The sequence below is a fragment of the Winogradskyella sp. ECml5-4 genome (genome assembly GCF_036903175.1).
GTDB lineage: Bacteria > Bacteroidota > Bacteroidia > Flavobacteriales > Flavobacteriaceae > Winogradskyella > Winogradskyella damuponensis.
On the sequence record NZ_JAYJLF010000004.1, the window covers coordinates 51,752 to 77,905 of the forward strand.

A 26,154-nucleotide genomic window follows, 5' to 3' on the forward strand; every position below is an offset into this window, starting at 1 on the left:
AGAAGTCTAAAATTAATTAAAAATGAAGATTCTCAAAAAAATAGGCGGTTTACTTTTAGTTGTATTTATAGTTGCTCAGTTTTTTGGGCCAGAAAAAAATGAAGGAGATCTAACTTCGGTTGCAGCTTTTTTTGAGGAGACTAATCCACCAGATGATGTAAAAATGCTTCTAAAAAATGCGTGTATAGATTGTCATAGCGATAGTACACGTTACCCATGGTATAGCCAAATAACACCTATTAATTATTGGATGGCAGATCATGTAAAACATGGTTCAAAACATTTGAATTTATCTAAATGGAACGATTATGATGATAAGAGAAAAGATCATAAACTCGAAGAATTGATTGAAATGGTAGAGGCTAGAGAAATGCCTTTAGATAGTTATACTTGGGCACATAGCGAAGCTAAATTATCGCAAGAGCAAATAGATGCCATGGTTGCTTGGGCAAAAATGGCACGTTTAAACTATGTGTTTTTAAAAGAACCTCAATAAACTAATTATATCATAAAACGTCACTGCTTTTTACTCTTACCTTTGTAGTGATACAGTTTTTTAGAATTTTCTCATGAGAAAAAAAATACTCATTATCGGTTTTGTTTGGCCAGAGCCTAAAAGCTCTGCGGCAGGTAGTCGTATGTTGCAATTGATTGCTCAATTTCAAAAACAAGGCTATGAGGTAACGTTTTGCTCGGCAGCTAAAACGTCTGCTAATACATTCGATTTAAGTCGTATTAATGTTGAAATAAAACCAATTCTATTAAATGATTCGTCTTTTGATGCCTTTGTAAGAGCCCTAAATCCCAATATTGTATTGTTTGATCGTTTTATGACTGAAGAGCAATATGGATGGCGTGTTTTAGAACAATGCCCAAATGCTCTTAGGATTTTAGATACCGAAGATTTTCATGGTTTAAGAAAAGCTAGGGAAGTAGCATTAAAGCAAAATAAAGCTGTTGGCTTAGAGCATTTACAAAACGATACTACTAAGCGTGAAATTGCGAGTATTTACCGTTGCGATTTAAGTTTAATGATTTCTGAAGTAGAGATTGATATTCTAACGCAACAGTTTAAAATTGACAAAAGTTTACTTTATTATTTACCGTTTTTATTAGATCCTATTTCTAAAGTTGAAATTAATCAGTTGCCAACATTTGAAGAACGCCAACATTTTATAACCATTGGTAATTTTATTCACGCTCCAAACTATGATGCTGTTTTGTATTTAAAACAAACTATTTGGCCGTTAATAAGGAAGCAATTACCAAAGGCAGAGCTTCATATTTATGGCGCTTATGCATCTCAAAAAGTAACACAGCTTAATAAACCAAAAGAAGGTTTTTTTATTAAAGGCTTTGCTGAAGATGTCAATGAAGTGATGCAAAAAGCTAGAGTTTGTTTGGCTTCATTACGTTTTGGTGCAGGATTAAAAGGAAAACTAATAGATGCTATGAAAAATGGGACTCCTTGTGTAATGACAAGCATTGCTGCTGAAGGTATGTTTGGCGATTTAGATGAGAATGGATTTATAGTAGATCGTCCTGATGCTTTTGCAGAAAGAGCAATAGACTTATATTCTAATTCTGAGATATGGCATACGAAACAGCAAAATGGATTTACAATTTTAAATCAACGGTTTAATAAGGAAAATTTAGAAGAAGGATTGAAATCTAAGATAGAAACGCTTTCTATTAATATAAGTGAGCACCGAGAAAATAACTTTATAGGACAATTATTTATGCATCAATCTATGCAAAGCACTAAATATATGAGCAAATGGATTGAAGCTAAGAATGGTTAATTTTTATTTGTTTTTGCCTTTTTTCTATTGTAGAACGTCAAATAGTTTTTTAAAGTTTAGAGGAAATTCATCTTTAAGATAAAAGGCTTCGTTTGTAAATGGGTGTGTAAATTTTAAAGAATAGGCGTGGAGGTATAAACCTTTTCCATTTAAAATAAGTGGTTTCTTTCCGTAATCTTTATCTCCTAAAATAGGGTTTCCTATACCAGATAAATGCTTCCGTAATTGATGTCGTCGTCCAGTAAAAGGTTTTAATTCAACGAGATTGAGTTGTTCAAATCTTTGAGAAGAAACGGTTTGATGTATTTTGTAGTTAGATTTACAGGGTTTTTCATCAACTTCAGTTGTAATACTACCTTCGGTTTTCATTTTACCAATCGTAACGGCATAGTAGGTTTTCTTAATCGTTCTATCTTCAAATAGTTTATTTAAAGCGCGAATGCTGCTGCTTGTTTTTCCTATTAATAAAATACCTGTGGTTGCAAAATCTAAGCGATGAACAGGTTGTGGTTGTGTAGCATCTTCTAAAGGACTTGGTTTTAGATTTTGAATTAGTGCATTGGCAATAGTTTTAAAGTGATTGCCACTAACTAAAATTCCACCTGGTTTATGGATAACAGCTAAATAATCATCCTCAAATAAAACATTCAGTTTAAATATTAATCTCTTCTTTGGAGGCTCATTTTTAGGAACGGATAGTGTAATTGTTTCACCACCATTTATATATGTTGCAGAAGTGGCAGTAACACCATTAACAGAAATATAGTTTTTTTTTAGAGCTTTTTTTAAAGCTGATTTTGTGGGAAATGCATTAAAAATTCCAACACCATATTCTTGAAGACGAATAGAAGCACAGCGTTTGGGTACAATATGTGATTCAGTGGTTTTGATAATCTTATATTGTTGTGTTTAAAGTATGTTACTTATGTAGATAAGTTATGATATGTTTATTTACGAGTTTTAAAATTGCCAAAGAATAAAGCTGTTAAAAGCAATCCTATTCCAATACCTATAGTAGACCCTTTACCTAAATCCGTTAAATGTATGTAATGAGACAGTGTTTGAGAAACAGCAATCATAAATATTCCAATAGATAAAAGTATCAATGTTTTTTTCTTCGTTATTGTTTTCATTTATGTGTGGTTTTGAAATATTAGTAATTCAAAATTAAAATTTGTTACACTGGTACAAAAGTGTTTAGTACAATTGTTCGAAGTTAACTGAAAATGTTAGCTGTTGCAAGTTCAATAGATTAAAACTAAGACATAAAAAAAAAGCCATTATTTAATAATGACTTTTTTGTAAAAATGAACAGAACTATTAATCAAATAGTACTTTATGAGATAGTTTTTTTTAACTATTTTCTAAAAACGCCTTAATTATAGAGGGTTGCTCTATTTTAATAGTAGATGTTCAAATAAGCGTAATCAATTTTCCTTTTTCAATTTATTGTTTATAGTATTTATTTTTGAAAATCTTCTATTTTCAAATTATTATTAAACGTAATATTAGTCCAATTAACGTGTATCCATGGTAGTTCTGTTACTTCAGCATTCCAATTAGACTTTTTGTACTTTCGTTTGGTTGGAATTAAAATACCATCAATTTTTTCGTATTCCAATCGCATTAAATTAGGAGTTTCCATAGCTCCAAAATCTGCAACAGTAAAAAGAAATTGATCTACTAATTGCGTTTTTTTATTGATATAGATTTGGTAAATATCTGTAGGTTTATCGTTTTCTGAAGTAAAAGATACTTTTACAATATCGTAATCTTTTTCATCTATTTTGATATCACCTAGATAGTCATATTGTAATCCAGGGTCTAAAAGTTTGGGCATCATAGCAAACCAATAAAAATTTGTTGGTCTGTTAAAAGCTACACGCTTCAAATAGGTGGTGTCGTTTAGTATGGTTTTATTATGTTTTAGCCAAAACTCTTTACCATCATAACCTTGTTCAATTAATCCTTCGAGATTAGGAAGAGTTCTTTCGTGTTGTGTATAAGCACCGTAAGATAACTCACCGTTAAAGATGTATTTTTCAGTACTCACATCTTTTTTTCCATCTGGAGTTTGGTAGGTGTAGGTGTAAACCACATCTTTTTTATTGAGAAGTGTTTGGTAATTCCCTGTTTTTTGAGTGAGGTTATAAACTAATTCATGTCCTTTATTCTCAAATGTTTTGTTTGCTTTTTCTGTTTTAGTTTCGGGTTTTTTAGCTTCAGTTTCTGTTTTTGAACTGTTAGTATTACAAGCGCTTAAAACTAAGCAGGTCATAATTGTTAGTGTGTAGATTTTCATTAGGTATGTTTTGTTCTAGTGGTTGTTTTAATAAAATATTTTAAGGGATTGTAAATTTGTTAAAGCTTTTAAATATTACACCAATGCACCATTGGCACCAATAACTTGACCAGAGATCCATTTAGAATCGTCACTAGCTAAAAATAAGACAACTTTTGCTATGTCTAAAGGCTGTGCAAGTCTGTTAAAGGCATTCATACTACTAAGTTTGTCAATAAATTCTTGTGATTTACCTTTCATAAAAAGTTCTGTTTCAGTAGCGCCAGGAGCAAGAGCATTTACAGATATTCCTCTGCCAATTTCTTTAGAAAAGACACGTGTCATTTGTTCAACAGCAGCTTTTGAAGCTGAATACAATGCGTAAGTAGGAAACATTAGTTTTACCGTACTTGAAGAAATATTAATGATATTTCCGTTGTCTGATAATTTGTGATATGCTTCTTGTAAAGTATTAAAGATGCCTTTTACATTAATATCAAATTGTTTTGAAAAATCGTCTTCTGTGTTATCTTTTAATTGTTTTGAAATCATAACACCAGCATTATTTACTAATACATCTACTTTGCCATAAGTTGAAATGGTTTTATCAAATAATTCTGTGACGTCTATTTTACGGCTAACATCGGCTTTAATTGCGATTGCTGATCCGTTATTTTTGGTAATTGTATCTACCGTTTCTTTAGCTTCTTTAGAGCTATTGGAATAATTCACAACAACTTTAGCACCATTTTTAGCTAATTGAATAGCAATCTCTTTACCGATGCCTCTTGAAGCACCTGTTACGATGATAACTTTATTTTCTAGGGTCATTGTTATTTTATTTTAGAGCGATTAATTGTTCCGCTATTAATTTTAAATTAGGTTCGTTAATTTCTGGTGTTGGTGCTAAAGGATATAATTGTGCTCCTGGTCTGCTAACAAAAGCACCTCTCCATCCTGCCCAAATGGCACCTGCAATATCCCAACCATGAGCTGCAACTAATAAACATTCGCTTGGTTTAATTTTCATTTTTCGAGCTGCCCAATCGTAAGCATCAGAATGCGGTTTAAATTTGCCCATGTCTTCAATGCTTAAGCGTTCTTCAAAATAATCTAATAATCCAGAATTTTTAAATTGTGTTTCTACACCTTTATTAGAAGAGTTTGTAAACGATACTAATTTATAACCGGCGCGCTTTAATTCACCTAAAGCTTGTTTGACTTCAGGGTGTGCAGGCAGTGAGCGTATTGGTCCTAATATAGCTTCTCTTGCATCGCCTTCAGAAATTGTAATTCCATGGTTTGCTGCAACCATTTGTAAAGCTGCTGCTCCCACAATTCCAAAGTCATTATATTGTCTTCCTACTGTTTCAACTAATGAATATTGTAGCATAGTAGTAAACCATAATGGTAATAAATCACTTCTATTACCTAAAACCTTACCTACACTTTCTTTCATTGCCGTAAGATCTAGTAATGTTTCATTGACGTCAAAGAATAAGACTTTAGGGCGAGTTAAATTTTTGGGTGTTATATTTTGATCTTCAGTATTGGCCGAAAACCCAAATTGTGGAATGGTGGCTCCTGCTAAACCTAAAATTGCAGATTTTTTAATAAAATTTCTTCTGTTGTTTGTGGCCATGTTTTTTTTTTTTTTTTTCTTCTTCTTTTATAAACATACTATGTAGTATGTTTGGTAATTAAGCTTTTAATTGGTCGATATATAGTTGTAGTCCCAAAATATAATCGTCTAAAATATCATCATCATTATATAGTTTTCTAATACCTCTGATGCCTTCAAAAGCGCTGATTAAATAAATAGCAATGGCATTGTTTGCGTATTTTTTATTGATTGTGTTTTCCTTTTTTCCTCTTTCTATTAAATGAATTAAAGCAGCCTTCCATTCTTCAATAATTCGCTTTAAAGCGATTTGATAAGCTTCTTCTTCATCAGCAATTTCATTAATAAAGTTATTCATTGGGCAGCCGTGCTGCTTATCAAACAATGAAAATGATTTTAATCGTCTTGAAAATGTATCTTCTAAAATTTCTAAAGCATTTCCATCCTGATACAATGGCGTAATCATACCGTCATAAACTCGCTTTTGTATTTTAGAACTAATAACTTCTACACCGAGTTCTTTTTTGTTTTTATAATGATGGTAGAAAGCACCTTTGGTAAGATTAGTTGCTTTCATGATCTTGTCAATACTAGTCGTTTTAAACCCGTTTCTATAGAACAATTTAAAAGACTCGTTAAGAATTACTTGTTTGGTGAGTTCGGATTTTTGTTTTTGTTCCATAGCACAAATATATATAAAAAATACTAGTTAGTATGTTTTTTTGTTTGACTATAGAATTACTCATAGATTATTGTATGTTTAATAATAACTTATATCATTAATCTAGAAGTGAAGTTTTGGGTGAAAACTTTTATTTACTTTAAAAGCTCTATGAGTTCTTTTGTTCCTTCGGTTGCAGATTTGGCAATGACAGTAACTCTGCTATTATTTGTTATGGCTGGTTTTGGGTCAATGTAATAAATAGTAGTGTTTGGCTGTACATAATCTATTAGGCTTGCAGCAGGATAAACTTGCATGCTTGTGCCAATAATGATAAGAATATCTGCGGTATAGCATATATTAATAGCAGTTTCAATTTTGGGAACTGCTTCACCAAACCAGACGATATGCGGACGTAATTGATATCCTTTATCGCACATATCTCCAAGATTAATGTCTTCTGTGCATTCTCTGATATCATTTGGGTTTCCTGTACTTCTTACTTTTCGTAATTCTCCATGAAGGTGAACAACATTAGTACTGCCGGCACGTTCATGCAAGTCGTCTACATTTTGGGTAATTATGGTGACTTTGTAATCGTTTTCAAGGGTAACTAAATCGTTATGTGCTTGGTTAGGCTTTACTTCTTTTAATTGTTGTCGCCTTTGATTGTAGAAGTTAAGAACTAATTCTGGGTTGCGTGTAAAGCCTTCAGGTGAAGCCACTTCCATAACATCATGTCCTTCCCAAAGGCCATCTGCATCTCTAAAAGTTTTTATACCGCTTTCGGCACTTATTCCTGCTCCTGTTAATACTACAATATGTTTCATTGTATAAAAATACAAGTTTTCTATTATTGTCTGGGCCTAGGCCTAGGCAATTTGTTTGTTTTTGAGTTTTTGCAATAGTGCAGCTAGAGGTTGTGTTGTCATTCGTTTAAATGACTGTTAGATTTCAATTTCATTTTCCTATTTTTGAATTATGCAAGACTTAAAACTTTTAGAATACTTAGAAACGTTTTTAACCGAAAATAGAAGTGAACGTTTTAAAAAAGTATTACCATTTCGTACCAAACATTTTACTGTTGCAACAGAAGATGTGTATCAATTACATAATACAAGTGCTGTAATGCGATCGTGTGATGTGTTTGGGATACAGGAATTAAATATTGTAGAAGAAGTTAATTCTAAAAGTATAGATCGCGAAATAGCGATGGGAGCTCAAAAATGGGTAGATCTTAATCGGTATACTTCTACTACAGATTGTATAAAAGATTTAAAGGCAAATGGCTATCAGATTGTGGCAACAACTCCACATATTGACAATTGCGAGTTAATAGATTTTGATATTAAAAAGAAGTCTTGTTTTTTCTTTGGAAGGGAAACCGAAGGTTTATCTCAGCAAGTAATTAATCAAGCCGATTGTTTTCTTAAAATTCCGATGGTTGGTTTTACCGAAAGTCTAAATATTTCAGTTTCGGCAGCGATAATACTTCAGCATGTTACAGCACAATTGCGAAAATCTGAAATAGATTGGCAATTGACTGAAGACGAAGTTATAGAAAAACGTTTTGATTGGATTAAGAAAACGATTAAGGATTATGATGCTATTGTTGAGCGGTTTTATGCCAAGAAATCCTAGGGCTGTAACTACATTTGTTATGCGCTAGTATTAATGGAAACGAGATTGTTATTGCTAAGTAGTAGAGTAAATTAATTGAGTATAAGCCTTTGTGCTTCGGCTTTTTAAGCGTTTTAAATAGGTGATAAGGGTATAAAATGAGTGCTCAAAAAGTTTAGTTTTTCTTAGCACTTGAACGATCTTTACTACGCTTAATTACTTTGTATTCTTCATAACATTCACTAATGGCATCTAAAATTTGAAGGTCATTAGCTGTGTTTATAAAATCTTTAGAGTAGTTACATTGGTTCACTATTTCGTCTAAATCGAATTTAGTCACTTGTAATAAAACAAGTAGCATTTCTCTGTCAAAGCGCTTTGCTAATTGATTTCTAATCTCATCATTCTCCTTCATTTTCTTTAACTTATGCATCTCATTAGGTTTTCGGCCAAACATATTGTATAAGAAATCTGCTGGATTAAAAATAGCACCTAAAACTTTGGTTGCAATATTAGGTTTGCCAGCTTCGTAACCTTGGCCAGGTAAACCAGAAATACGATAACGGTTATTAGAGGTTACAGGAACTTGTTTCATATCTACCACTAAGTAACCTGTTAATTCAAGTTGCTTTACAGTAACTTCTTCTAACGCTAAAGCGAGTTCTGTCATTTGGATTTTGGTGTCTCCAAATTTTAACCAGTCATTGGTAACTCTAACTTTAATAGATTTATAACCTAAATAAGATAAATGTAATGTATCGTTAACTTTTGCTTTTATTTCAAATACTCCATCATCGTTTGTTGCAGTTCCTACAACTTGATTGATGTTTACAATATTTGCTTCGCTTAAAGGTAGTTCTGTAGAGGCACTAACAATTGTACCTTTTACTTTAGTAGGCGTTGTTGTGGCTGTGCTGTCTTGACTATAGCTGTTAACTGTAGTTAAGCATAAAAATAGAATTAATAAATGGCGCATGTACTTGTGTTACGCAGTAAAGGTAATAAACTAAACGGATTTAACATATTGCACATTTATTTTTGACTTAATATTAACTTTTTAGAAGTTGGTTGTTGATTTGTAATTTATCATAAAAAAAACCAAAACCTAAAGTAATGCTTTAAGTTTTGGTTTGAGTTTATTGTATTTAGATAACTTAATCTCTTCGTCTAGAACGTCTTGGTCTGTCTGAAACAGATCCGCTAGATTCCGATCGTCTATCTCCTTTAGAATCGTTAAAACTTCGATCTCCTCTGTCTTTTCTTGTATCGTCAGATCGTCTGCTGCGTCTATCTCCTCCAGAAGGACGTCTATCACTAGAAGAACGTCTGTCTCCTCTTGGTTTATCGTCACGTCTACGACTTCCGCCAGAACGTCTATCGTTGCCACCACGACCTCTTCCGCCGCTTCTGCCACCACGACTTCTGCCTTTGTCTTCACTAACTTCTACATTAACAAAACGACCTTCGTGTTTAAAATCTGTAAAAAAGGCTAAGACTTTTTCTTGTAATGCTTTTTCGGTATTAAAGAAAGAAAAGCTATCCTTAACATCAACTTTAAAGACATCGTCACGTCCTAATTCTAATTGTTCTTTTAAGAAATCTTTCAATTTCATCCAGTCAAAACCATCTTTACTACCAACGTTAATAAAATAACGAGAGTCGTTAGATTGCTTGCCGTAATCACGTCCGCCATCTCTATCGCTTCCACGAGATTCTACAACACCTAAATCTTTCGATTTTTGATAGTAGTTAAAGAAACGGTTAAATTCTACAGAGAAAAATTTCTTAATTAATTCATCTTTATCAGTATCTGCGAATAGTTCGTTGATGCTTTCTAGATGCTTATCAATTTCATGATTTGTTTCTGTTGTGTGAATTTTATTCGCTAAAGACATTAATTGTACTTCAACAATATCACTTCCAGAAGGAATTTCTTTTTTATCGAAATCTTTCTTAATAATACGTTCTATACTTTTTATCTTTCTCACTTCACTTTTAGAAACAATAACCATAGACACTCCTGTTTTACCAGCACGTCCTGTTCTACCAGATCGGTGTGTATAGGTTTCTATTTCATCAGGAAGTTGATAATTAATAACGTGTGTTATATCATCGACATCAATACCACGTGCAGCAACATCTGTTGCAACTAACATCTGTATTTGTTGATTTCTAAAAGATTTCATGACCAAATCTCTTTGGTTCTGACTTAAATCTCCGTGTAATGCACCTGCAGAGTAACCATCTTCAATTAAGTTTTCGGCTACTTTTTGTGTGTCTCTTTTTGTACGACAGAAAATTACAGAAAAAATATCTGGATTAGCATCTGCCAAACGTTTTAAGGCTTGGTAACGATCTCTAGCGTTTACTAAATAGTATTCGTGCGTTACGTTGCTTGTGCTTTCATTTTTATTACCTACAGTAATTTCTGTAGGGTTGTACATGAATTTCTTTGCAATGGTTGCCACTTCTTTTGGCATTGTTGCAGAAAATAACCATGTGTTTTTGTCTTCTGGTGTATGAGAGAGAATATCAGTAATATCTTCCTTAAATCCCATGTTTAGCATTTCATCAGCCTCATCTAAAACGCTGTATTGTATTTTAGAAATATCAACCATTCTACGGCTAATCATGTCTTTCATACGACCTGGTGTTGCCACAATAATTTGTGCGCCACGTTTTACGGCTCTTGCTTGATCAGAAATACTAGATCCACCATAAATAGCAACTACATTTAAGCCTTTGCAATATTTACCGTAAAGTTTAAGTTCGTTGGTGATTTGTAAACAAAGTTCACGAGTAGGAGATAAGATAAGACCTTGTGTGGTTCTACTATCAATATCTATTTTTTGCAACATCGGAAATCCGAAAGCTGCGGTTTTCCCTGTACCAGTTTGTGCCAAAGCAACTAAGTCTTTGTCTTCTTCTAATAATAAAGGGATTGCTTTTGCTTGTACTTCACTTGGTTTTTCAAAACCTAAGTCTGTAATAGCTTTGATAAGGTCTTCATTAAGACCTAATTCTTGGAATGTGCTCATTCTTGAGTATATGTATTCGATTATATTCTTTTGGTGTTACAAAAGAAGCGAATCGACATACTAAACACTTAAACTTCTAGGTAACACATCCTCACTCTGAGGAATATACAAAATCCAATCATGGATTTTTTGCAAGGTGCAAAGCTACAACAATTAATTGGATAATCAACTTTTGTTGCTTTTATGTTTGGTAATGTGTTTTAATTCAGTATGTTATTTTGGTTGAGAAGGGGGCGCACTCGATAATGATTAATGATAAGGTTTTTACAAACCGTTGTTTTGTATTAGTTTTTTAAAAACTCTACCAGTTTAGAAACTGCCTTTCCTCGATGGCCTATTTTATTTTTTTCTTCCAAAGAAATTTCAGCAAATGTTTTGTCATAACCATTGGCTTTAAAGACGGGATCGTATCCAAAACCTCCATCGCCATGTTTTTGAGTTGTAATAATACCTTTGCAAATTCCAGTAAACGTATGTAGTTTGCCATTAAGATGTAATGCTATGACGGTTTTAAACTGTGCATTACGGTTGGTTTTATGTTTAAGTTCTGTAAGTAATTTTTTAGTGTTATCTTCAGCATTGCGTTGCGGACCAGCATAACGTGCTGAAAATACGCCTGGCTCACCGTTTAAAGCGTCGACTTCTAAACCTGTGTCATCAGCAAAACAATCGTAACCATAATGGTTTTTTAGGTATTCGGCTTTTTGTATGGCATTACCTTCAATTGTAGGTTGGGTTTCTGGGATATCTTCATCACAAGCAATATCTTTTAAACTTAAAAGTTTAATGTGTTGTGGTAACATACTTTGAACCTCTTTGAGTTTATTTAAGTTATTAGTTGCGAAAACAAGTTGCATATGATGGTCTTATTTAATGTAATTTAGCTTTTGTAAAAATAGAAATCTATTTTAATCTCATTTGTCAAAATAAAACATTTTAACATCACTGTAATGATAAGGCTTTATTTACTTTTAGTTTTTTGTTTCAGTTTCTTGGCTCTAAACGCACAAGATATTGAGGATTTAGATTCTTTACTTATTGATAGAGATATTGAAAATTATTCTATTCGTGTGTTTTCCAATTTTAAAGTTAATAAATTCAGTATAAAAGATGATGATTCTAAAGTAAAGTTTGTGCCCAATAATAGATATGGTTTGGGTGTCGGTTTTGCAAATAGTAAAGTTATAGTTGATATTGCATTTAATATTAAAAATTCAAATAAAGAAGAAACAAAAAAGTTTGATCTACAAGGAACTACTATTTTAAAGGATCAATACTACGTCAATGTTTATGCACAAACCTACAGGGGGTTTAATGTAAAAAATGATTTTGATGAACCTACGACTTTTAGAAGTGATATACGTTCTGTAAGTATTGGTTTAAATTATTTATACACTTTTGATGATATAGAGTTTTCTTATGCGCTTTTGAAGGCCGGTTTGTTTGAAAAACGAAATAAAGATATCTATATAACAGGAGGAATAGGGGCTTTTGGAGGTTTTGATTACTTTTCTGCAAATTCTAGTGTTTTAGATGAATCAACAAGTCCTTATTTTAATGACCGTGGAAATATTAAAAGGTACCAAGGTCTTGCATTTGGAGTTTTAGGCGGACTCATTTCTTATTTCAAACTTCCAGAGGATATTACGGCAACTGTTAATGTAATGCCAGGAATAGGTCTAGTGAGTAAAAAAATCACAACACAAGACGAAAGTTATATGCCCTCTAGTCCAATGTTATATAAATTAGACTTTCTAATAGGTTTAAGTTATAATTTTAAACAGTTTTATGTTAGTTTAACTTACAGTAATGGTTCTTATAATACAGATTTTGATTATGGGAATAATTACGGATTAAACCTTACTAAAGCGAAACTAGCTGTGGGTTATAAGTTTAAGCAAAAAGGGTAAGCCTTAAATGATACAACCGGAATTTATTTGCTCTATTTATAGTTGTTTTTGACAGGATAAATTAAAAAAAATTATAAATTTATTATGATAATTATCAGTCGTAGAATTGACTAAATCTTGTATCTTAGTGAAAAGAATAATTCATTAAAACAAGATAGATTATGACGGTAAATTTTCAATATGTAAACATTGATGCAAGCGAGACACTTTCAGCATTAACAACAGAAAAATTAGAAAAATTGGCTAATAAATTCGAGTTTCTAATTTCAGCTCAAGTATATTTTAAACATGATGAAAAAGATCATGAAACGGGTAAGATTTGTAATATAGAGTTAAGCTTGCCTGGTCCACGTATTTTTGCGAAATCGAACGAGAAAAATTATGAAATGGCAATGAATGAAACGATTAACGATTTAACAAGACAACTTAAAAAACGTAAAGAAGTTTATAAAACACACTAATTGAAAAACGTTTCGACGTTTAATACCAGAGGGTTTATAGTTTTTAGCGATGATGATAGGGTTCATTTCTAAGGATTGTAAACCCTCTGTACAATTGTTCTATAAAGAACAAACGTACCATTTGATGCGAAAATGTCATTTTAGATAAGCTTAATTTTCCGTTAGCTCTAAGGTAAACGGCATCCGAAAATCCATAAGGTCCACCAATAACAAAGATTAAGGTTTTTATTCCAGAATTCATATGTTTTTGTAAGTAATTCGAAAACGCTACGGAATCTAATTGTTTCCCATTTTCATCTAACAAAATTAAAACATCAGAAGTTTGCGTTTTTACTAAAATTAATTCGCCTTCTTTTTCCTTTTGTTGTGCTTCAGATAAATTTTTAACCTTTTTTAAATCTGGAATAATATCAAACTCAAATTTTATATAATGCCCTAAACGTTTTGAATAATCAGCAATTAAAGCAATTAAGTTTTTATTGTCGGTTTTGCCTATGGCTATAAGTTTTATTTGCATTGTAGTGTCTGGTCGAGCGCAGTCGAGACCTGGTTTAATGACCTCTCGACTGCGCTCGAGGTGGCAAAATCTGCCTAATTGAATTTCAAATTTAAGGATTTAAAAGCATTCAAAAAGTTTGTCCCTTTATAATTTGACATTTACTTTTTGATATTTTTCACCTTTCAATTCCTATTTTTACAACAAATATGTATTCAGATGATTTCAAAAGCACAGTTTGATAAAGAAATAGAATTGATAATAGCTAATGCCATTAGAGAAGATGTTGGTGATGGCGACCATAGTTCTTTAGCATGTATTCCTGCTTCTGCTCAAGGAAAAGCTAAATTACTAGTGAAAGACAAAGGTATTATTGCTGGAGTTGAATTTGCAAAGCAAGTTTTTGCCTATGTTGATGAGAACATGAAAGTAGAGACATTAATTGAAGATGGTCAAAAAGTAAAACATGGAGATATTGTGTTTTATGTAGAAGGTGCATCGCAATCTATTCTTAAAGCAGAGCGTTTAGTGTTGAATGCTATGCAACGTATGAGTGCCATAGCTACAAAAACTAGAGAATTTGTAGATTTATTAGAAGGTACAGGAACAAAAATTTTAGATACTCGAAAAACCACTCCAGGTATTAGAGCTTTAGAAAAATGGGCTGTAAAAATTGGAGGTGGAGAAAATCATAGATTTGCCTTATACGATATGATTATGTTAAAAGATAACCATATTGATTTTGCAGGTGGAGTTGCAAAAGCAATTAACCAAACTAAGCAATATCTAAAAGATACAAATCGTGATTTAAAAATTATTGTTGAGGCTAGAAATTTAGAAGAAATTAAAGAAATATTAGATTGTGGTGGTGTTTACCGAATTCTGATTGATAACTTTAATTATGAAGATACTCGTAAAGCTGTAAAGCTAATTGGAAACCAATGTTTAACAGAGTCTTCTGGAGGAATTAATGAAAATACAGTTAGAAAATATGCAGAATGTGGTGTCGATTTTATTTCATCTGGTGCCTTGACGCATTCGGTATATAATAAAGATTTGAGTCTAAAAGCGGTTTAAGGATTTGTAATTTCAATCTCAGTATTTAATCCTTTTTTATAAAATTATAAAGCTAAAGGCTAAGCGCCAAATTATGTCTAAATCCACAGAAGATAAATTAAATAAAATTCCAGTCCTGAATTTAATTGTGCGCTTTTTTAAGCAGATTAAATTACCTGGATTTGAAGGTTTGTCTGTATACGATTTGTTAGAACTTTATATAAAAGGTATTATTAATGGCGCACTAACAACTAGAGCTAGTGCTATTGCTTTTAGCTTTTTTACAGCTATTTTTCCATTTTTACTTTTTGTAATTATCATTATACCACATATTCCTATTGATGGATTTAGAGGCGATTTCTTAGATTTTTTAAATTCTATATTACCACCGCAAACTTCAGAGTTTTTTATAGATAGTATTTTTCAAGATATGAGTAGCAATACCAGTGGAGGTTTAATCTCTTCTATATTTTTACTGTCTATTTTTCTAATGGCAAATGGGGTAAATGCTGTTTTTTCAGGTTTTGAAACGTCTTATCATAAACAATTGTATCGAAATATATTTAAGCAATATATCTATGCTATTGGTGTAGCATTAATTCTCGCGTTTCTTTTGTTGTTAACTGTTGCGGTGTTTGGGTATTTTCAGATTTATGTGATTAAACCTTTGTATGAAGGATTAAGCGGTCATGCCATTACCGAAGGTGATAAAGGTGTAGGTTGGATTATCTTTGCAAAGTACTTGTTTTTTGTTTTAATGACCTATTTAGCAACGGCTACATTATATTATTTTGGAACTAAAGAAGGAAAGGCATCTAAATTCTTTTCCGTTGGAGCGTTACTTACAACTTTACTCATAATGTTAACATCCTTTTTGTTTGGGATTTATATAGAAAACTTTTCGCAGTACAATGAGCTTTATGGTTCTATTGGAGCTCTATTAATTTTATTGCTTTATTTATGGCTTAACTCTAATATTTTACTTTTAGGTTATGAATTAAATGCATCACTTCAATTTTTAAGAAAGCATCCAAGAGCAAAAAAAGAAATTAAACAAAAGGATTTTGAAAGCTTGATTAAGTAAAATGTTTCAAAAATTCATCTTTGCGTCTTACCGAAATTGGAACTTGTGCGTCATTAGACATAAGTACATAACTCTGTTTGCCTTTATAGTATTTTTTAACGTGATCTATATTTATTAAATGTGATTTATGAGTTTTAAAAAAGGCATTGTCGCCTAATAAATCCTCGTAGAATTTTATAGGTTTTGAGACCATTGATTTACCTTCTTTTGTGAAAATATGTGTGTAACTAGTGTCGGCTTCTAAATGAATAATATCTTCAACTTTTAAAGTTTCAAATCCTGTTAATGAGGGAATGGTAATAACTTTCTTTTGGTCTGGTTTTAGGTTTTTAAACAAATTTTGAAGTTGCTGTCCCATATTTTGATGTAATAAATCTGCTTTTAAACGTGTAATAGCATGATTAAAATCGTCAGAATCTATAGGTTTTAATAAATAATCGAACGCGCTAAATTTGAAGGCTTTAATAGCGTAATTGTCAAAAGCGGTCGTAAATATTATTTTAAAGTTTACATCATTTAATTCTTGTAAAAAATCAAATCCTGTTTTATCGTGAATTTTAATATCTAAAAACACCAAATCGGGTTGTAATTGCGGTACCATTTTTAGAGCGTCATCTACGGTGTCAATTACAGCAAGTATATTAAACGTGTTTTGGTGTTGTTTGGTAAGGCTTAAAATACGGTCTGAGCAATGAGCTTCATCATCTATGATTATCGTTTTTATCATGCTAAAATGCCAGTTCTATTGGTAGTGAAACATCTATTCTTGTGCCTTCGGTTTTATCAATAATTTCAACAGTGCCATTGGTGTTTTTGAGTTTGTTAATTATTTCAATCCTGCTTTTGGTAATTGCCATTCCCATAGATTTATTATTAGTTGAAGTGGCTTTTTTACGACCAATACCATTATCGTCAACACTACAAATAAGCATGTTTTTTTCTGTTTTAAAGGAAATGTTTATAAGTCCAACACCCTCTTTTTGTGCTAAACCATGAATAATACTATTTTCAATAAACGGTTGGAGAATCATTGGTGGTACTAAAATGTTTTCAGCATCAAGGTTAGGATCTATAGTAATAGTATAATTAAATTTAGAGTTGAAGCGTTTACGTTCAATATCCATATAGGTTTTAAGCAAAGAAATATCGTCACTTAAAAGGATTTCTTTTTTTTCTGAATTTTCTAAAGTGAGACGCATTAGCTTGGCAAATTTACTCAGGTAGTCGCTTGCAGATTGTGTGTCATTTTTTAAAATGTAATCACCAATTGAGTTAAGCGAATTAAAGATAAAATGCGGATTCATTTGCGAGCGTAAGGCTTTTAATTCGGTATCAGACACCTTTGCGTTAAATTCGGCTTCCTTAGATTTTGAAACGGCTTCTTGCTTTCTTCTGTACAATATAAACCCGATTAAAGAGGCTAGAACTAATCCGGAACCGCCAATAAGCGAGGCGTTTTTGATGGATTTTTGACGTTCAATTTCGACTTCAGAAATAGCTTTATGTTTGTCGGCTTCGTATTGAATTTCTTTTCGAGATATTTCAAGTTTTCGATCTGCATTTATCAAGCTATCTCTTAAAACAATATGTTTTTGGTAGGTGAGTAATGCGTTTTTATAATCTCCTTTTTCGGCATACACATTAGCTAAAGTTTTTAGAGCCGTGTTTTGTGTCGATAAACTATTTAAGGCTTCATTTAATTTTAAACTGTTAGTGGCGTAATATTCGGCTTTTTCAATATTCTTATTTTGTAAATGTACTTCGGCTGCATTTGTGTAAGCAGTGACGCGTAAGCCTTCAATATTGTGTTGTTCTATTAAATCTAAGCTTTCATTAGTACTTGTTAATGCGTCTTCCAAAAATCCAGCATTAGCTTGTACAATGCTTAAATTGGTTTTTATGTTTGCAATAAATATTGTGTGCTTATTTTGTTCTGCACCTACAAGTGCTTTTTTATAATAATAGATAGAAGAATCTAATTTTTTTTGATCTCCATAGATATTGCCAATATAAAACTGTGTGCTGAATTTACTTTTGTTTTCAGGATTAATTAATAGCGTTTTAAAACTTTTTAGGGCTTTGTCATATTCTTGTTGCTCATAATATATAAGTCCGATATTGGTAAGTACACCAACCTCATATTTTTTAAATTTCTGTTCTTTTTCAAAAATGGCATAACTCTTTTGGTAATAGTTTAAGCCTTCTAAAGGATCAGACAAGAAGTAATGGTTTATAATTCCTAAATTGTTATAAGAAATGGCAATGCCTTTGGGGTAATTAAGTTGTTTAGAAATCGCTAATGTTTTATTAACATAAGTTGTCCATGTGGTATCAGCAGGAGTTAAAAACATTTTTCTTGCAACATACTTAATTCTTAAGTTCACATAAGTGGTGTCTTTGTTTTTGTAATTCTGAATTACATTTTCTAACGAATCAATCATTTTATTCTGTGAAAAACAAAACGTAGAAATTAGTAAAAAGATGGTAATCAGTAATGTTTTCATCTAGTGATTTAGTTAATAGCTGGCTTAAAAATAGTAATTAATTGTTGAAAATAAGCCACAAAATCAACGTTAATAAATTCAAAACCAACGATAATAGGTTGGTTATAGCCTATAACTATAAATAGTTATTCCTTTAGATGTAATTAACTTATTAATAATTCAAAAAAAATGAAAACGAAACGTAGTATTCTAAACATCGCCTTAATTGTTTTGCTAACTGTAAGCTGCTCAAGCAGCGATGATAGTTCAGGAGATAATACTGTTTATGGAATTATTCAGTTGTCTGGACCAGATACTTCTGAAATAGGCAGCACTTTAACCGTTGGAAATATTAATGCAGATGCTTTAGGCTCAACAGGAACTTCAAGTTCTGTGGTGCTTGCAGATGAAAATACAACCTTTGAAAATGGTGTGCCTAATCCAACCGATTTTTCTAATGGTTTTATCATTGTTGCAGCAGAGTTTGATGATAATGCTGTTGTTGATAAAACAATTTCAATGACTATTCTTAAAAATGGTGAAGAGTATAGGTATGTATGTTCTACACCTCCAACAAGTGCCGCAGATAATATGGATTGTGGTGTAGGGTTTAGTACAGATAAAGTCGCAAAAGAAGTGAAGTTTGATGACACCACTGTTATTAATGTAGATACAGGAACTATTTTAACTATGAATGGTACGATTAATTATGATTGAAAATGAAATTTCAAAAATCATGTAATAACGCAGTAATATATACTTTATGAAATCAATCCGTAAGTTGTCTCGTTATATTTCTATAGGCTTGTTTATAGGTCTTTTTATGCCAATGAATGTTTGGTCTCAAGATAAACGAATTAAACCACCAAAACGAAAATCTAAAATAACAAGTGTAGATAATTTTGTAAAGCATTCTTTTGAATTGTATCATAAGGTTTTTGTGTATGATAGTTTAACAAAAGTAGGTGTAGAAGTGCCTGCAGAAATTGAAGATGAATTAATGGAGCATGCAGAAAGAGATGCAGATAGTCTTTGGCAGGAAGTGCCAGATATAGCAGAAGCGATTAGCGATGCTCCTTTTATGAAACAAGCAAAAGCGACCTTTAATTTAAATAGAACAAAAAAGGCATTGAGGTTTTGTATGCTTTCTGTAAAAGCTTATTTCATGGGAACAGAAGATGATGAAGATAATTAAAAACCAATATTTATGAATTCTTATATCGCGTTTGTAATATTTTGTTTTGGTCTTCTGTCTGTAAATGCCCAAACTTATAAGGCTGCTTTTAGGGCAGATGTGTGCTCTTGTTTAGAGGAAGAAAGTCTAAAACGTACACTTACAGAAAATACATTTAAAGCGTGTTTAAGGGAGACGCTTCCTAAATATGCTGTACAAATTGATGCAGAAATTGTAGAACCAGATGTCAGTAAAAAATATTATAAAGGCCAGTTAGCTCGAAAAGCATTACTATTTGCAATGCAATACGAATTAATTTATAGCTGTGATGTGTATTTTAAACACCTCGATTACCAAAGAACTAGTCAAAAATTAATTGCGCGAGAAAACGCAAAAGAAAGTGATTTAGAAAAGTACAATCAAATGGTCGCTTTAACACCAAACGCAATGGCTTATTTTATGCGCGCTCAGTTACAATTTAATTTAGGAAATATTAAAGCATCTGAAGCTGATGTTCTTAAAAGTTTAGAAGTTAATCCTAATAAAGAAAATGAAAAAGCAACGAGACACGAATTGTTGTTATTGGCTTCTATATATGAAGAACAAGAAGATTTTAGTGCAGCCGTTGCGCTCTACGATAAGATATATATAGGCGATTATGATGTAGAAGTAGCTAGGTTACGTGCGCTTTCAGATAAAAAAGCAGGTGGTACTATTGCTAATATTTCAAAAATAGGACAGGTTGAAGTGATAAAAGACAACACATCTTTAAAAACCATAGAAAAAACCTCTCGTCGTAAAAGTAGAACTCACAAACTAGAAAAAAAGAAAGACTCTTCTTCATTACGTAAGCTACTTAAATTGTAAAATAAATTATTAGTTGTTTTCTTATGGTTAAGGTATTTCCGATTATTTTGATTTCTAGGAGTATATGACTAACTTTCAGCCTTAATCATAAAAAATAAACCAACCAACAAATGAACAATTCTACTAATAATCTGTCAAAAAGTAGTTTATTAACATTGTGTCTTATTCTTTTTTTTTCTATCGTTAATTCACAAAATTTCAATGAACAAGTAGAGGCTATTGCTTCAAACTTTGAAACTGTCGAGGCCTCAAAAGCGCAATTCAGTCAAGAAATGAAAGTTGTTTCTTCTGGTTATGTTGTTTTGACAATAACAGTAGTAAATTCTAAAGGAGAAACAGAAGCTGTTAATTACGAATTTAGTTTTTCTGATATTGATATTAATACTGTAAGGAGTATTACTAAGAAGGATCTTATCCTAGTTCAATTGTTTATTAAAGGAAAACAAAAACTGATTAAAAAAATTGAAGACGGAGGAGATAAAGTAAGTTATATCGATGAGCTCTTTTTGTACGCAAAAGATATTGATAATGGAAGACATATCTCAGAAGCTATAAAAAATATTATTCCGTTAAATGAAACTTTAGAAAAAAATAAACTGTCACTTAATACGTATTCAGACCATTTGCAATGGTTAATGGATAATGTAGCAGAAGTAGATTATTCTAAAAAACAATACATACAAAAGCTAAGCAATGACTCTAAGCAAAACGGATACGCTAAGTTGGAGACCATAGTAAACGCTAAGAGTAAATCTTCAAACGAGGATTACGAATTTAACTTTGCGGTTTTAAATCCTAATAGCATAGATTTTAAAATTAAAAGTGATGAGTTTTATATTGAGGTTTCAACAAGAAGAAACATAAAAAATATCAAAACTTTTGAAAATGATATTCAGCAAAGTTTTATAAATAAGTTGGAATTTTATGCCACAAGCATAGAAAATGGAAAAGATATTTACAAAGTTTTGAAGGCTATTATTCCTTTGGCAGAAGAGGCTTTTGAAAGCTCTAAGCCAAAAATAGACACCAGATCTGATGCTATTAGTTACTTAAATAGTGTTATAGCTCAAGTTGCATCAGAAGACAAAGCTTTTACACAAGCTATTACAGACGATTGTGTTACAGATTTAGAAGTAAAGTTAGTGACTAGTAAAGCTAATGAAGATCATAGTTACACCTTTAATTTTATTGATATAAATAGTGATAATATAGATTATAATTCTCAAAAGGATTTACTGTTTGTATCCTTAAATACCAATCAGAAAAATAAGTTTATAAAACATGTAGAAAATGGAGTATTACAAAACTATGATGATGATACAAGGATATATGTTAACTCTATTGAAGAAGCGATGATTGCTAAAGAAGCTTTTCAGAATATTATTAAAAGCTGTTCAGATATGGTAAAAGAAACTAATGATATTGATGAAAAACAAGGCTTAGAAAAACTCACAGAAGCTATAGGAATTGTTAAAATTAATGAAGATAACTATGAGCAATCTATAGAACTTGTAGATGAAGAAGCTCATATTGTTAAGCTTACTCATATTTTTTCAAATGCTAAAAAGAGTGAAGAAGAAGTGTACGAATTTGGGCTTAAGGATATTAATTCTAAAAGTGTGGTAATGACAACTTCAGGGAAAAAAGTACAAGTAGAAATGAATACGAAGTATTTTGAAAAAATTATAAAAACCTATAAAGATGGTGAGATAAAAAGCTATGGTAATAAAATTGTTATTGAAGCATCAAGTATAGAAAATGCAAGAGAGATAGTACAGTTATTTAGTGCTATTACTCAAGATTAAAATAGAGAGCTTAGCTGTTTGTTACAAAATTAAAAAGATGAAAAGACTGCTGTTTATGTTGGTGTCATTAAGTGTGTTAGTAGCTTGTTCTAGTAACAATAGTGACGATTTTAATGAACCAAATGACTTAAGTGGTGCTTATTTAACAGCTAAAGTTAATGGTGAAGATTTTGTGGTAGAGGGTAATAGTATTTTAACAGGAGTGTATGCGCAATTGGTAGAATCTAATTCTGTTTTTGTTTTTGGAATTGGAGCTACAACATTTGATGATGGTTTTAATGCAAGAGTTGTAAGTCTTGCTTTGGGCGGTTTAGATTTTGATATGGTTGTCGCAGGTGGAGAGTATTATGCCCAACAGGGAGACTTAACGGTGGCTGGCTATTATAACGAGCAAAATACAAATGATACTTATCTTAGTTCAGAGTCAAATATGGAGGCTTATGTAAAAATAACGGCCATTGATAAGATTAATAGAGTCGTTTCTGGTGAGTTTCAATTTGTTTCTATTGATGATGACAATTCAAATATCACCTACGCCGTTACAGATGGTGTTTTTAATGAAATTGAATATGTAATCGAGTAATAATAAACTATCCAAAAAGTGGCTAGTCCTTAAAAAACCATCTCAATTAGAGATGGTTTTCTTAATTAAACCTATTACTTTTGAAATATATACCATTGCTAACAGTTATGTTATTTAATAAGTAGCTAGATTAATTTAAGAAAGATCAAACGATGTTAAAAAAATATATTACAAGTTTTGTTATGCTTCTCCTGTTTTGTAGCCTTTCAGCACAATCTATAACAGGGAAATGGAAAACAATTGACGATAATACAGGTCAGGCAAAATCGATAGTTGAGATTTATGAGTCTGAAGGAAAAATTTATGGGAAAATTATAGAATTAATTAAACCAAAGGTTGAAAACCCAATATGTACAGAATGTAAAGGAAAGGATAAAGACAAACCTATTGTTGGTCTTCAAATTATAGATGGTTTAACTAAAGATGATGATGTTTATAATGATGGTGAGATTTTAAATCCTGAAAATGGAAAAGTGTATAAGTGTCAATTAAAACTTGACGACAATAACGATACTCTTCAAGTACGAGGATATATCGCTTTTTTCTATAAAACTCAATATTGGAAACGTATTAAATAATGCTACATTTTATAGACGTCATTTTACCAATTCCACTTCAAAAGGCATTTACCTATCATATTACTGAGGCAGAATCTCAATTCTTAAAACCAGGAATGCGAGTCGCAGTACCTTTTGGGAAAAGTAAAATTTATACGGCTTTAGTTTATACAATCCATCAAAATCCACCAACGGCTTACGATGCAAAAACGATTCATCAAATTTTAGATGATACAGCTGTAATAACAGAAACACAATTGCAACATTGGGAATGGATTGCTAATTATTACATGTGTAGTTTAGGAGAGGTAATGAGAGCGGCAATGCCAAATGCATTTTTGTTAGAAAGCGAAACCATAATCTCTAGAAATGAAAAAGTTGTTATTGAAGCGTCTGAATTAAAAGACGAAGAATATTTAATTTATGAAGCGCTACAACATCAATCTTCATTAAAGATAAATGATGTTGTATCTATATTAGATAAAAAGCGCGTACTGCCAATTATCAATGGCTTGGTAGAAAAGGGTGTTTTAAATTTACAAGAAGAAATGTACGAAAAGTACACGCCAAAATTAGTGCGGTACGTCAAGTTACATCACAACCATAAATCTCAAGAAAAGCTACAAGAGTTGCTAGAAGAATTAAGTAGAGCACCAAAGCAGCGCGAAGTTGTACTTACTTTATTTACAATGGAAGCCTCTTTGAAGCAACCAATTAAAGTTTCAGATTTAGCAGAACGCAGTGGAGCATCTACTTCGATAATTAAAACCTTAATTGATAAACATATTTTAGAGGAATATCACATTCAAGTCGATCGGGTTCAATTTGATGGCGATGGAGATTCAGATGCTAAACGATTAAGTGAAGCTCAACAACAGGCATGTGATGAGGTTGAGGCTGTTTTTAAAGAAAAATCAGTGGCATTATTACATGGAGTTACCTCTTCGGGTAAAACAGAAATTTATGTTCAGCTCATTCAAAAACAATTAGATTTAGGAAAACAAGTCTTGTATTTATTGCCAGAGATTGCATTAACTACACAATTGGTAAACCGACTTCAGGATTATTTTGGTGAGAAAGTCGCTGTTTTTCATTCGAGATATTCAGGAAATGAAAGGGTAGAAGTTTGGCAAAATATGCTTAATAATTCCGAAAAAGCACAGGTTGTTATCGGCGCACGATCGTCATTATTATTGCCTTTTCGTAATTTAGGATTAATTATTGTTGACGAAGAGCATGAGTCGTCCTACAAACAATTTGATCCTGCACCACGCTATCATGCAAGAGATGCGGCAATTGTTTTAGCAAATATCTTTCAAGCAAAAACCCTTTTAGGATCTGCAACTCCAAGTCTAGAAAGTTATTTTAACGCCAGTCAAGGTAAATATGGATTGGTGGAATTAAATTCACGATATAACAATGTGTTAATGCCAGATATAGAGCTGGTAGATTTGGCAGATAAATATAAGCGTAAGCGCATGAAAGGTCATTTTAGCGATAGATTAATCGAAGAAATGACAGAAACTTTAGAAGAAGGATTTCAAATTATATTATTTCAAAATCGTCGTGGCTTTTCACCAATTATCGAATGTACAACTTGCGGAACGTCGCCTCAATGCCCTAATTGCGATGTCAGTTTAACATATCACCAATACAGAGATCAGTTGCGTTGTCATTATTGTGGATACAATTCGGCTATGCTAAAAAGTTGTCAGGCTTGTGGTAACTCTACATTAGATACTAAAGGTTTTGGTACAGAGCAAATAGAGCAAGAGGTCAAAGTGTTATTTCCAGATAAGAAAGTGGCGCGTATGGATTTAGATACCACACGTGGAAAATATGGCTTCGAGAAAATAATTAACAGCTTTGAACAACGCGAAGTTGATATTTTGGTTGGAACGCAAATGCTAACCAAAGGTCTAGATTTTAGATTTGTAAAGTTAGTTGGCATTATGAATGCTGATAACTTGCTTAATTTTCCAGATTTTAGAGCACACGAACGTAGTTACCAACTCATGGCACAAGTGTCTGGTAGAGCAGGTCGTACGGATTTAAGAGGGAAAGTTTTAATTCAAACGTATAATCCGCATCATAATATTTTACAACAAGTATCTACTAATGCTTATAAGGAGATGTTTGCAGAGCAGATGAATGAGCGTTATAATTTTAAATATCCACCAGTTTTTAGGTTGATTAAAATTACTTTCAAGCATAAGGATTATAATCGAGTGAATTTGGCTGCAGATTGGTATGCAAAATCATTAAAGCAATTATTTAAAGCTAATGTTTTAGGTCCAGAATTTCCGCCAGTATCAAGAATTCGAAATTTATATCATAAAAACATCTTGGTAAAAATTCCGCAAAAACAATCCTTGGCAAAAACAAAAGAAGCGATTAGGAAAATAGATAATAGCTTTAATGCAGTAAAAGATTTTAGGTCAGTGAGAGTTGTTATTAATGTGGATAATTATTAAATCCAAATTTTAAAATACTCATAAAGCCTCTTCAAGGGTACAACCTATGGGACTAATTTTTTATTATAGATTGATGTTTTTTTTCTAAATAACATGAATTACACTAAAGAAACTTGAATATTCTTGATGGGTATTGTCCTTATTAAGGTGACTTTAGGGATATGAAAATTAAATAATTTCT

General features: G+C 31.9%; 27 protein-coding genes. 14 read left to right on the forward strand and 13 right to left on the reverse strand.

The window, feature by feature from the left end; translation table 11 throughout:
* Positions 1 to 22 precede the first annotated feature (22 nt).
* Entirely contained in the window at positions 23 to 496 is a 474-nt protein-coding gene (locus VDP25_RS04630) for a heme-binding domain-containing protein (RefSeq protein WP_334467361.1), read from the forward strand.
* A 73-nt stretch (positions 497 to 569) separates the two neighbouring features.
* A complete protein-coding gene (locus VDP25_RS04635) occupies positions 570 to 1,802 on the forward strand; it encodes a glycosyltransferase (protein WP_334467363.1) in 1,233 nt (410 codons plus the stop codon).
* A 24-nt stretch (positions 1,803 to 1,826) separates the two neighbouring features.
* Here VDP25_RS04635 and VDP25_RS04640 read toward each other — a convergent pair whose 3' ends face one another.
* The 7 genes from VDP25_RS04640 to VDP25_RS04670 all read right to left on the reverse strand — a co-directional run bounded on the left by VDP25_RS04640 (position 1,827) and on the right by VDP25_RS04670 (position 7,195).
* Positions 1,827 to 2,696, reverse strand: coding sequence for an RluA family pseudouridine synthase (locus tag VDP25_RS04640; protein WP_334467419.1), 870 nt, complete (start codon positions 2,694 to 2,696; stop codon positions 1,827 to 1,829).
* Positions 2,697 to 2,749: 53 nt separating this feature from the next.
* Positions 2,750 to 2,935: a hypothetical protein gene (locus VDP25_RS04645; RefSeq protein WP_334467364.1), complete on the reverse strand. Its 186-nt coding sequence runs from the start codon at positions 2,933 to 2,935 to the stop codon at positions 2,750 to 2,752.
* A gap of 329 nt (positions 2,936 to 3,264) precedes the next feature.
* Positions 3,265 to 4,104 (reverse strand): hypothetical protein, encoded by an 840-nt coding sequence (locus VDP25_RS04650; RefSeq protein WP_334467366.1) that lies wholly within the window; start codon positions 4,102 to 4,104, stop codon positions 3,265 to 3,267.
* Between the two features lie 75 nt (positions 4,105 to 4,179).
* Complete coding sequence (locus tag VDP25_RS04655; protein WP_334467368.1) at positions 4,180 to 4,914, reverse strand: SDR family oxidoreductase; 735 nt, start codon at positions 4,912 to 4,914, stop codon at positions 4,180 to 4,182.
* Positions 4,915 to 4,921: 7 nt separating this feature from the next.
* Positions 4,922 to 5,725, reverse strand: a complete 804-nt coding sequence (locus tag VDP25_RS04660; protein ID WP_334467370.1) for a haloacid dehalogenase type II — start codon at positions 5,723 to 5,725, stop codon at positions 4,922 to 4,924.
* 58 nt (positions 5,726 to 5,783) lie between these two features.
* Positions 5,784 to 6,386: a TetR/AcrR family transcriptional regulator gene (locus VDP25_RS04665; protein ID WP_334467372.1), complete on the reverse strand. Its 603-nt coding sequence runs from the start codon at positions 6,384 to 6,386 to the stop codon at positions 5,784 to 5,786.
* A 134-nt stretch (positions 6,387 to 6,520) separates the two neighbouring features.
* A complete protein-coding gene (locus VDP25_RS04670) occupies positions 6,521 to 7,195 on the reverse strand; it encodes an SIR2 family NAD-dependent protein deacylase (RefSeq protein ID WP_334467374.1) in 675 nt (224 codons plus the stop codon).
* 151 nt (positions 7,196 to 7,346) lie between these two features.
* On the opposite strand from VDP25_RS04670, the gene VDP25_RS04675 reads away from it, so the two are divergent.
* The gene (locus VDP25_RS04675; protein WP_334467376.1) at positions 7,347 to 8,006 is read left to right on the forward strand and encodes a TrmH family RNA methyltransferase; all 660 of its coding nucleotides are present in this window, start codon (positions 7,347 to 7,349) and stop codon (positions 8,004 to 8,006) included.
* Between the two features lie 154 nt (positions 8,007 to 8,160).
* Here VDP25_RS04675 and VDP25_RS04680 read toward each other — a convergent pair whose 3' ends face one another.
* The 3 genes from VDP25_RS04680 to VDP25_RS04690 form a co-directional block, all read right to left on the reverse strand.
* Positions 8,161 to 8,961, reverse strand: a complete 801-nt coding sequence (locus VDP25_RS04680) for a carboxypeptidase-like regulatory domain-containing protein (RefSeq protein WP_334467378.1) — start codon at positions 8,959 to 8,961, stop codon at positions 8,161 to 8,163.
* A gap of 178 nt (positions 8,962 to 9,139) precedes the next feature.
* Positions 9,140 to 11,023 carry a DEAD/DEAH box helicase gene (locus VDP25_RS04685; RefSeq protein ID WP_334467380.1) on the reverse strand — a complete coding sequence of 628 codons (1,884 nt, stop codon included), beginning with the start codon at positions 11,021 to 11,023 and terminating at the stop codon, positions 9,140 to 9,142.
* A gap of 284 nt (positions 11,024 to 11,307) precedes the next feature.
* A complete protein-coding gene (locus VDP25_RS04690; protein ID WP_334467383.1) occupies positions 11,308 to 11,880 on the reverse strand; it encodes a non-canonical purine NTP diphosphatase in 573 nt (190 codons plus the stop codon).
* A gap of 93 nt (positions 11,881 to 11,973) precedes the next feature.
* Here VDP25_RS04690 and VDP25_RS04695 point away from each other — a divergent pair, with 93 nt between their 5' ends.
* Together VDP25_RS04695 and hpf are read left to right on the forward strand one after the other, a co-directional pair.
* The gene (locus tag VDP25_RS04695; RefSeq protein WP_334467384.1) at positions 11,974 to 12,933 is read left to right on the forward strand and encodes a DUF4421 family protein; all 960 of its coding nucleotides are present in this window, start codon (positions 11,974 to 11,976) and stop codon (positions 12,931 to 12,933) included.
* A gap of 161 nt (positions 12,934 to 13,094) precedes the next feature.
* The gene (gene hpf, locus VDP25_RS04700) at positions 13,095 to 13,394 is read left to right on the forward strand and encodes a ribosome hibernation-promoting factor, HPF/YfiA family (protein ID WP_334467386.1); all 300 of its coding nucleotides are present in this window, start codon (positions 13,095 to 13,097) and stop codon (positions 13,392 to 13,394) included.
* 43 nt (positions 13,395 to 13,437) lie between these two features.
* Here hpf and rlmH read toward each other — a convergent pair whose 3' ends face one another.
* Positions 13,438 to 13,911 (reverse strand): 23S rRNA (pseudouridine(1915)-N(3))-methyltransferase RlmH, encoded by a 474-nt coding sequence (gene rlmH, locus VDP25_RS04705; RefSeq protein WP_334467388.1) that lies wholly within the window; start codon positions 13,909 to 13,911, stop codon positions 13,438 to 13,440.
* 198 nt (positions 13,912 to 14,109) lie between these two features.
* On the opposite strand from rlmH, the gene nadC reads away from it, so the two are divergent.
* Positions 14,110 to 14,967: a carboxylating nicotinate-nucleotide diphosphorylase gene (gene nadC / locus VDP25_RS04710; RefSeq protein WP_334467390.1), complete on the forward strand. Its 858-nt coding sequence runs from the start codon at positions 14,110 to 14,112 to the stop codon at positions 14,965 to 14,967.
* 73 nt (positions 14,968 to 15,040) lie between these two features.
* Positions 15,041 to 16,030: a YihY/virulence factor BrkB family protein gene (locus VDP25_RS04715; protein WP_334467392.1), complete on the forward strand. Its 990-nt coding sequence runs from the start codon at positions 15,041 to 15,043 to the stop codon at positions 16,028 to 16,030.
* On the opposite strand, the gene VDP25_RS04720 is transcribed toward VDP25_RS04715, so the two are convergent.
* Together VDP25_RS04720 and VDP25_RS04725 are read right to left on the reverse strand one after the other, a co-directional pair.
* On the reverse strand, positions 16,023 to 16,757 hold the full coding sequence (locus VDP25_RS04720) for a LytR/AlgR family response regulator transcription factor (RefSeq protein ID WP_334467394.1): 735 nt from the start codon (positions 16,755 to 16,757) through the stop codon (positions 16,023 to 16,025). The genes VDP25_RS04715 and VDP25_RS04720 overlap by 8 nt on opposite strands.
* Before the next feature lies 1 nt (position 16,758).
* On the reverse strand, positions 16,759 to 18,534 hold the full coding sequence (locus VDP25_RS04725; protein WP_334467396.1) for a tetratricopeptide repeat-containing sensor histidine kinase: 1,776 nt from the start codon (positions 18,532 to 18,534) through the stop codon (positions 16,759 to 16,761).
* A gap of 168 nt (positions 18,535 to 18,702) precedes the next feature.
* On the opposite strand from VDP25_RS04725, the gene VDP25_RS04730 reads away from it, so the two are divergent.
* The 7 genes from VDP25_RS04730 (at position 18,703) to priA (ending at position 25,973) form a co-directional block, all read left to right on the forward strand.
* Positions 18,703 to 19,230, forward strand: a complete 528-nt coding sequence (locus VDP25_RS04730; protein WP_334467398.1) for a hypothetical protein — start codon at positions 18,703 to 18,705, stop codon at positions 19,228 to 19,230.
* A 46-nt stretch (positions 19,231 to 19,276) separates the two neighbouring features.
* A complete protein-coding gene (locus VDP25_RS04735) occupies positions 19,277 to 19,708 on the forward strand; it encodes a hypothetical protein (RefSeq protein ID WP_334467400.1) in 432 nt (143 codons plus the stop codon).
* A gap of 12 nt (positions 19,709 to 19,720) precedes the next feature.
* Positions 19,721 to 20,554: a hypothetical protein gene (locus VDP25_RS04740; protein ID WP_334467402.1), complete on the forward strand. Its 834-nt coding sequence runs from the start codon at positions 19,721 to 19,723 to the stop codon at positions 20,552 to 20,554.
* Positions 20,555 to 20,664: 110 nt separating this feature from the next.
* Complete coding sequence (locus VDP25_RS04745) at positions 20,665 to 22,359, forward strand: hypothetical protein (protein ID WP_334467403.1); 1,695 nt, start codon at positions 20,665 to 20,667, stop codon at positions 22,357 to 22,359.
* A 37-nt stretch (positions 22,360 to 22,396) separates the two neighbouring features.
* Positions 22,397 to 22,942 (forward strand): hypothetical protein, encoded by a 546-nt coding sequence (locus VDP25_RS04750; protein ID WP_334467404.1) that lies wholly within the window; start codon positions 22,397 to 22,399, stop codon positions 22,940 to 22,942.
* Positions 22,943 to 23,094: 152 nt separating this feature from the next.
* Positions 23,095 to 23,520, forward strand: coding sequence for a DUF2147 domain-containing protein (locus VDP25_RS04755; RefSeq protein WP_334467405.1), 426 nt, complete (start codon positions 23,095 to 23,097; stop codon positions 23,518 to 23,520).
* Positions 23,520 to 25,973, forward strand: coding sequence for a replication restart helicase PriA (priA, locus tag VDP25_RS04760; RefSeq protein ID WP_334467406.1), 2,454 nt, complete (start codon positions 23,520 to 23,522; stop codon positions 25,971 to 25,973). Before VDP25_RS04755 ends, priA begins: the two co-directional genes overlap by 1 nt.
* Positions 25,974 to 26,154 lie beyond the last annotated feature (181 nt).

What these genes read in the sequence shown, in the direction of transcription:
- VDP25_RS04695 (WP_334467384.1), top strand. Translation starts at nt 11,974, where the DNA reads ATGATAAGGCTTTATTTACTTTTAGTTTTTTGTTTCAGTTTCTTGGCT.
- hpf (WP_334467386.1), top strand. Translation starts at nt 13,095, where the DNA reads ATGACGGTAAATTTTCAATATGTAAACATTGATGCAAGCGAGACACTT.
- VDP25_RS04690 (WP_334467383.1), bottom strand. Translation starts at nt 11,880, where the DNA reads ATGCAACTTGTTTTCGCAACTAATAACTTAAATAAACTCAAAGAGGTT.
- VDP25_RS04655 (WP_334467368.1), bottom strand. Translation starts at nt 4,914, where the DNA reads ATGACCCTAGAAAATAAAGTTATCATCGTAACAGGTGCTTCAAGAGGC.
- VDP25_RS04675 (WP_334467376.1), top strand. Translation starts at nt 7,347, where the DNA reads ATGCAAGACTTAAAACTTTTAGAATACTTAGAAACGTTTTTAACCGAA.
- VDP25_RS04720 (WP_334467394.1), bottom strand. Translation starts at nt 16,757, where the DNA reads ATGATAAAAACGATAATCATAGATGATGAAGCTCATTGCTCAGACCGT.
- priA (WP_334467406.1), top strand. Translation starts at nt 23,520, where the DNA reads ATGCTACATTTTATAGACGTCATTTTACCAATTCCACTTCAAAAGGCA.
- VDP25_RS04650 (WP_334467366.1), bottom strand. Translation starts at nt 4,104, where the DNA reads ATGAAAATCTACACACTAACAATTATGACCTGCTTAGTTTTAAGCGCT.
- VDP25_RS04755 (WP_334467405.1), top strand. Translation starts at nt 23,095, where the DNA reads ATGTTAAAAAAATATATTACAAGTTTTGTTATGCTTCTCCTGTTTTGT.
- VDP25_RS04685 (WP_334467380.1), bottom strand. Translation starts at nt 11,023, where the DNA reads ATGAGCACATTCCAAGAATTAGGTCTTAATGAAGACCTTATCAAAGCT.
- rlmH (WP_334467388.1), bottom strand. Translation starts at nt 13,911, where the DNA reads ATGCAAATAAAACTTATAGCCATAGGCAAAACCGACAATAAAAACTTA.
- VDP25_RS04670 (WP_334467374.1), bottom strand. Translation starts at nt 7,195, where the DNA reads ATGAAACATATTGTAGTATTAACAGGAGCAGGAATAAGTGCCGAAAGC.
- VDP25_RS04745 (WP_334467403.1), top strand. Translation starts at nt 20,665, where the DNA reads ATGAACAATTCTACTAATAATCTGTCAAAAAGTAGTTTATTAACATTG.
- VDP25_RS04660 (WP_334467370.1), bottom strand. Translation starts at nt 5,725, where the DNA reads ATGGCCACAAACAACAGAAGAAATTTTATTAAAAAATCTGCAATTTTA.
- nadC (WP_334467390.1), top strand. Translation starts at nt 14,110, where the DNA reads ATGATTTCAAAAGCACAGTTTGATAAAGAAATAGAATTGATAATAGCT.
- VDP25_RS04725 (WP_334467396.1), bottom strand. Translation starts at nt 18,534, where the DNA reads ATGAAAACATTACTGATTACCATCTTTTTACTAATTTCTACGTTTTGT.
- VDP25_RS04635 (WP_334467363.1), top strand. Translation starts at nt 570, where the DNA reads ATGAGAAAAAAAATACTCATTATCGGTTTTGTTTGGCCAGAGCCTAAA.
- VDP25_RS04665 (WP_334467372.1), bottom strand. Translation starts at nt 6,386, where the DNA reads ATGGAACAAAAACAAAAATCCGAACTCACCAAACAAGTAATTCTTAAC.
- VDP25_RS04740 (WP_334467402.1), top strand. Translation starts at nt 19,721, where the DNA reads ATGAATTCTTATATCGCGTTTGTAATATTTTGTTTTGGTCTTCTGTCT.
- VDP25_RS04735 (WP_334467400.1), top strand. Translation starts at nt 19,277, where the DNA reads ATGAAATCAATCCGTAAGTTGTCTCGTTATATTTCTATAGGCTTGTTT.
- VDP25_RS04715 (WP_334467392.1), top strand. Translation starts at nt 15,041, where the DNA reads ATGTCTAAATCCACAGAAGATAAATTAAATAAAATTCCAGTCCTGAAT.
- VDP25_RS04680 (WP_334467378.1), bottom strand. Translation starts at nt 8,961, where the DNA reads ATGCGCCATTTATTAATTCTATTTTTATGCTTAACTACAGTTAACAGC.
- VDP25_RS04630 (WP_334467361.1), top strand. Translation starts at nt 23, where the DNA reads ATGAAGATTCTCAAAAAAATAGGCGGTTTACTTTTAGTTGTATTTATA.
- VDP25_RS04750 (WP_334467404.1), top strand. Translation starts at nt 22,397, where the DNA reads ATGAAAAGACTGCTGTTTATGTTGGTGTCATTAAGTGTGTTAGTAGCT.
- VDP25_RS04730 (WP_334467398.1), top strand. Translation starts at nt 18,703, where the DNA reads ATGAAAACGAAACGTAGTATTCTAAACATCGCCTTAATTGTTTTGCTA.
- VDP25_RS04645 (WP_334467364.1), bottom strand. Translation starts at nt 2,935, where the DNA reads ATGAAAACAATAACGAAGAAAAAAACATTGATACTTTTATCTATTGGA.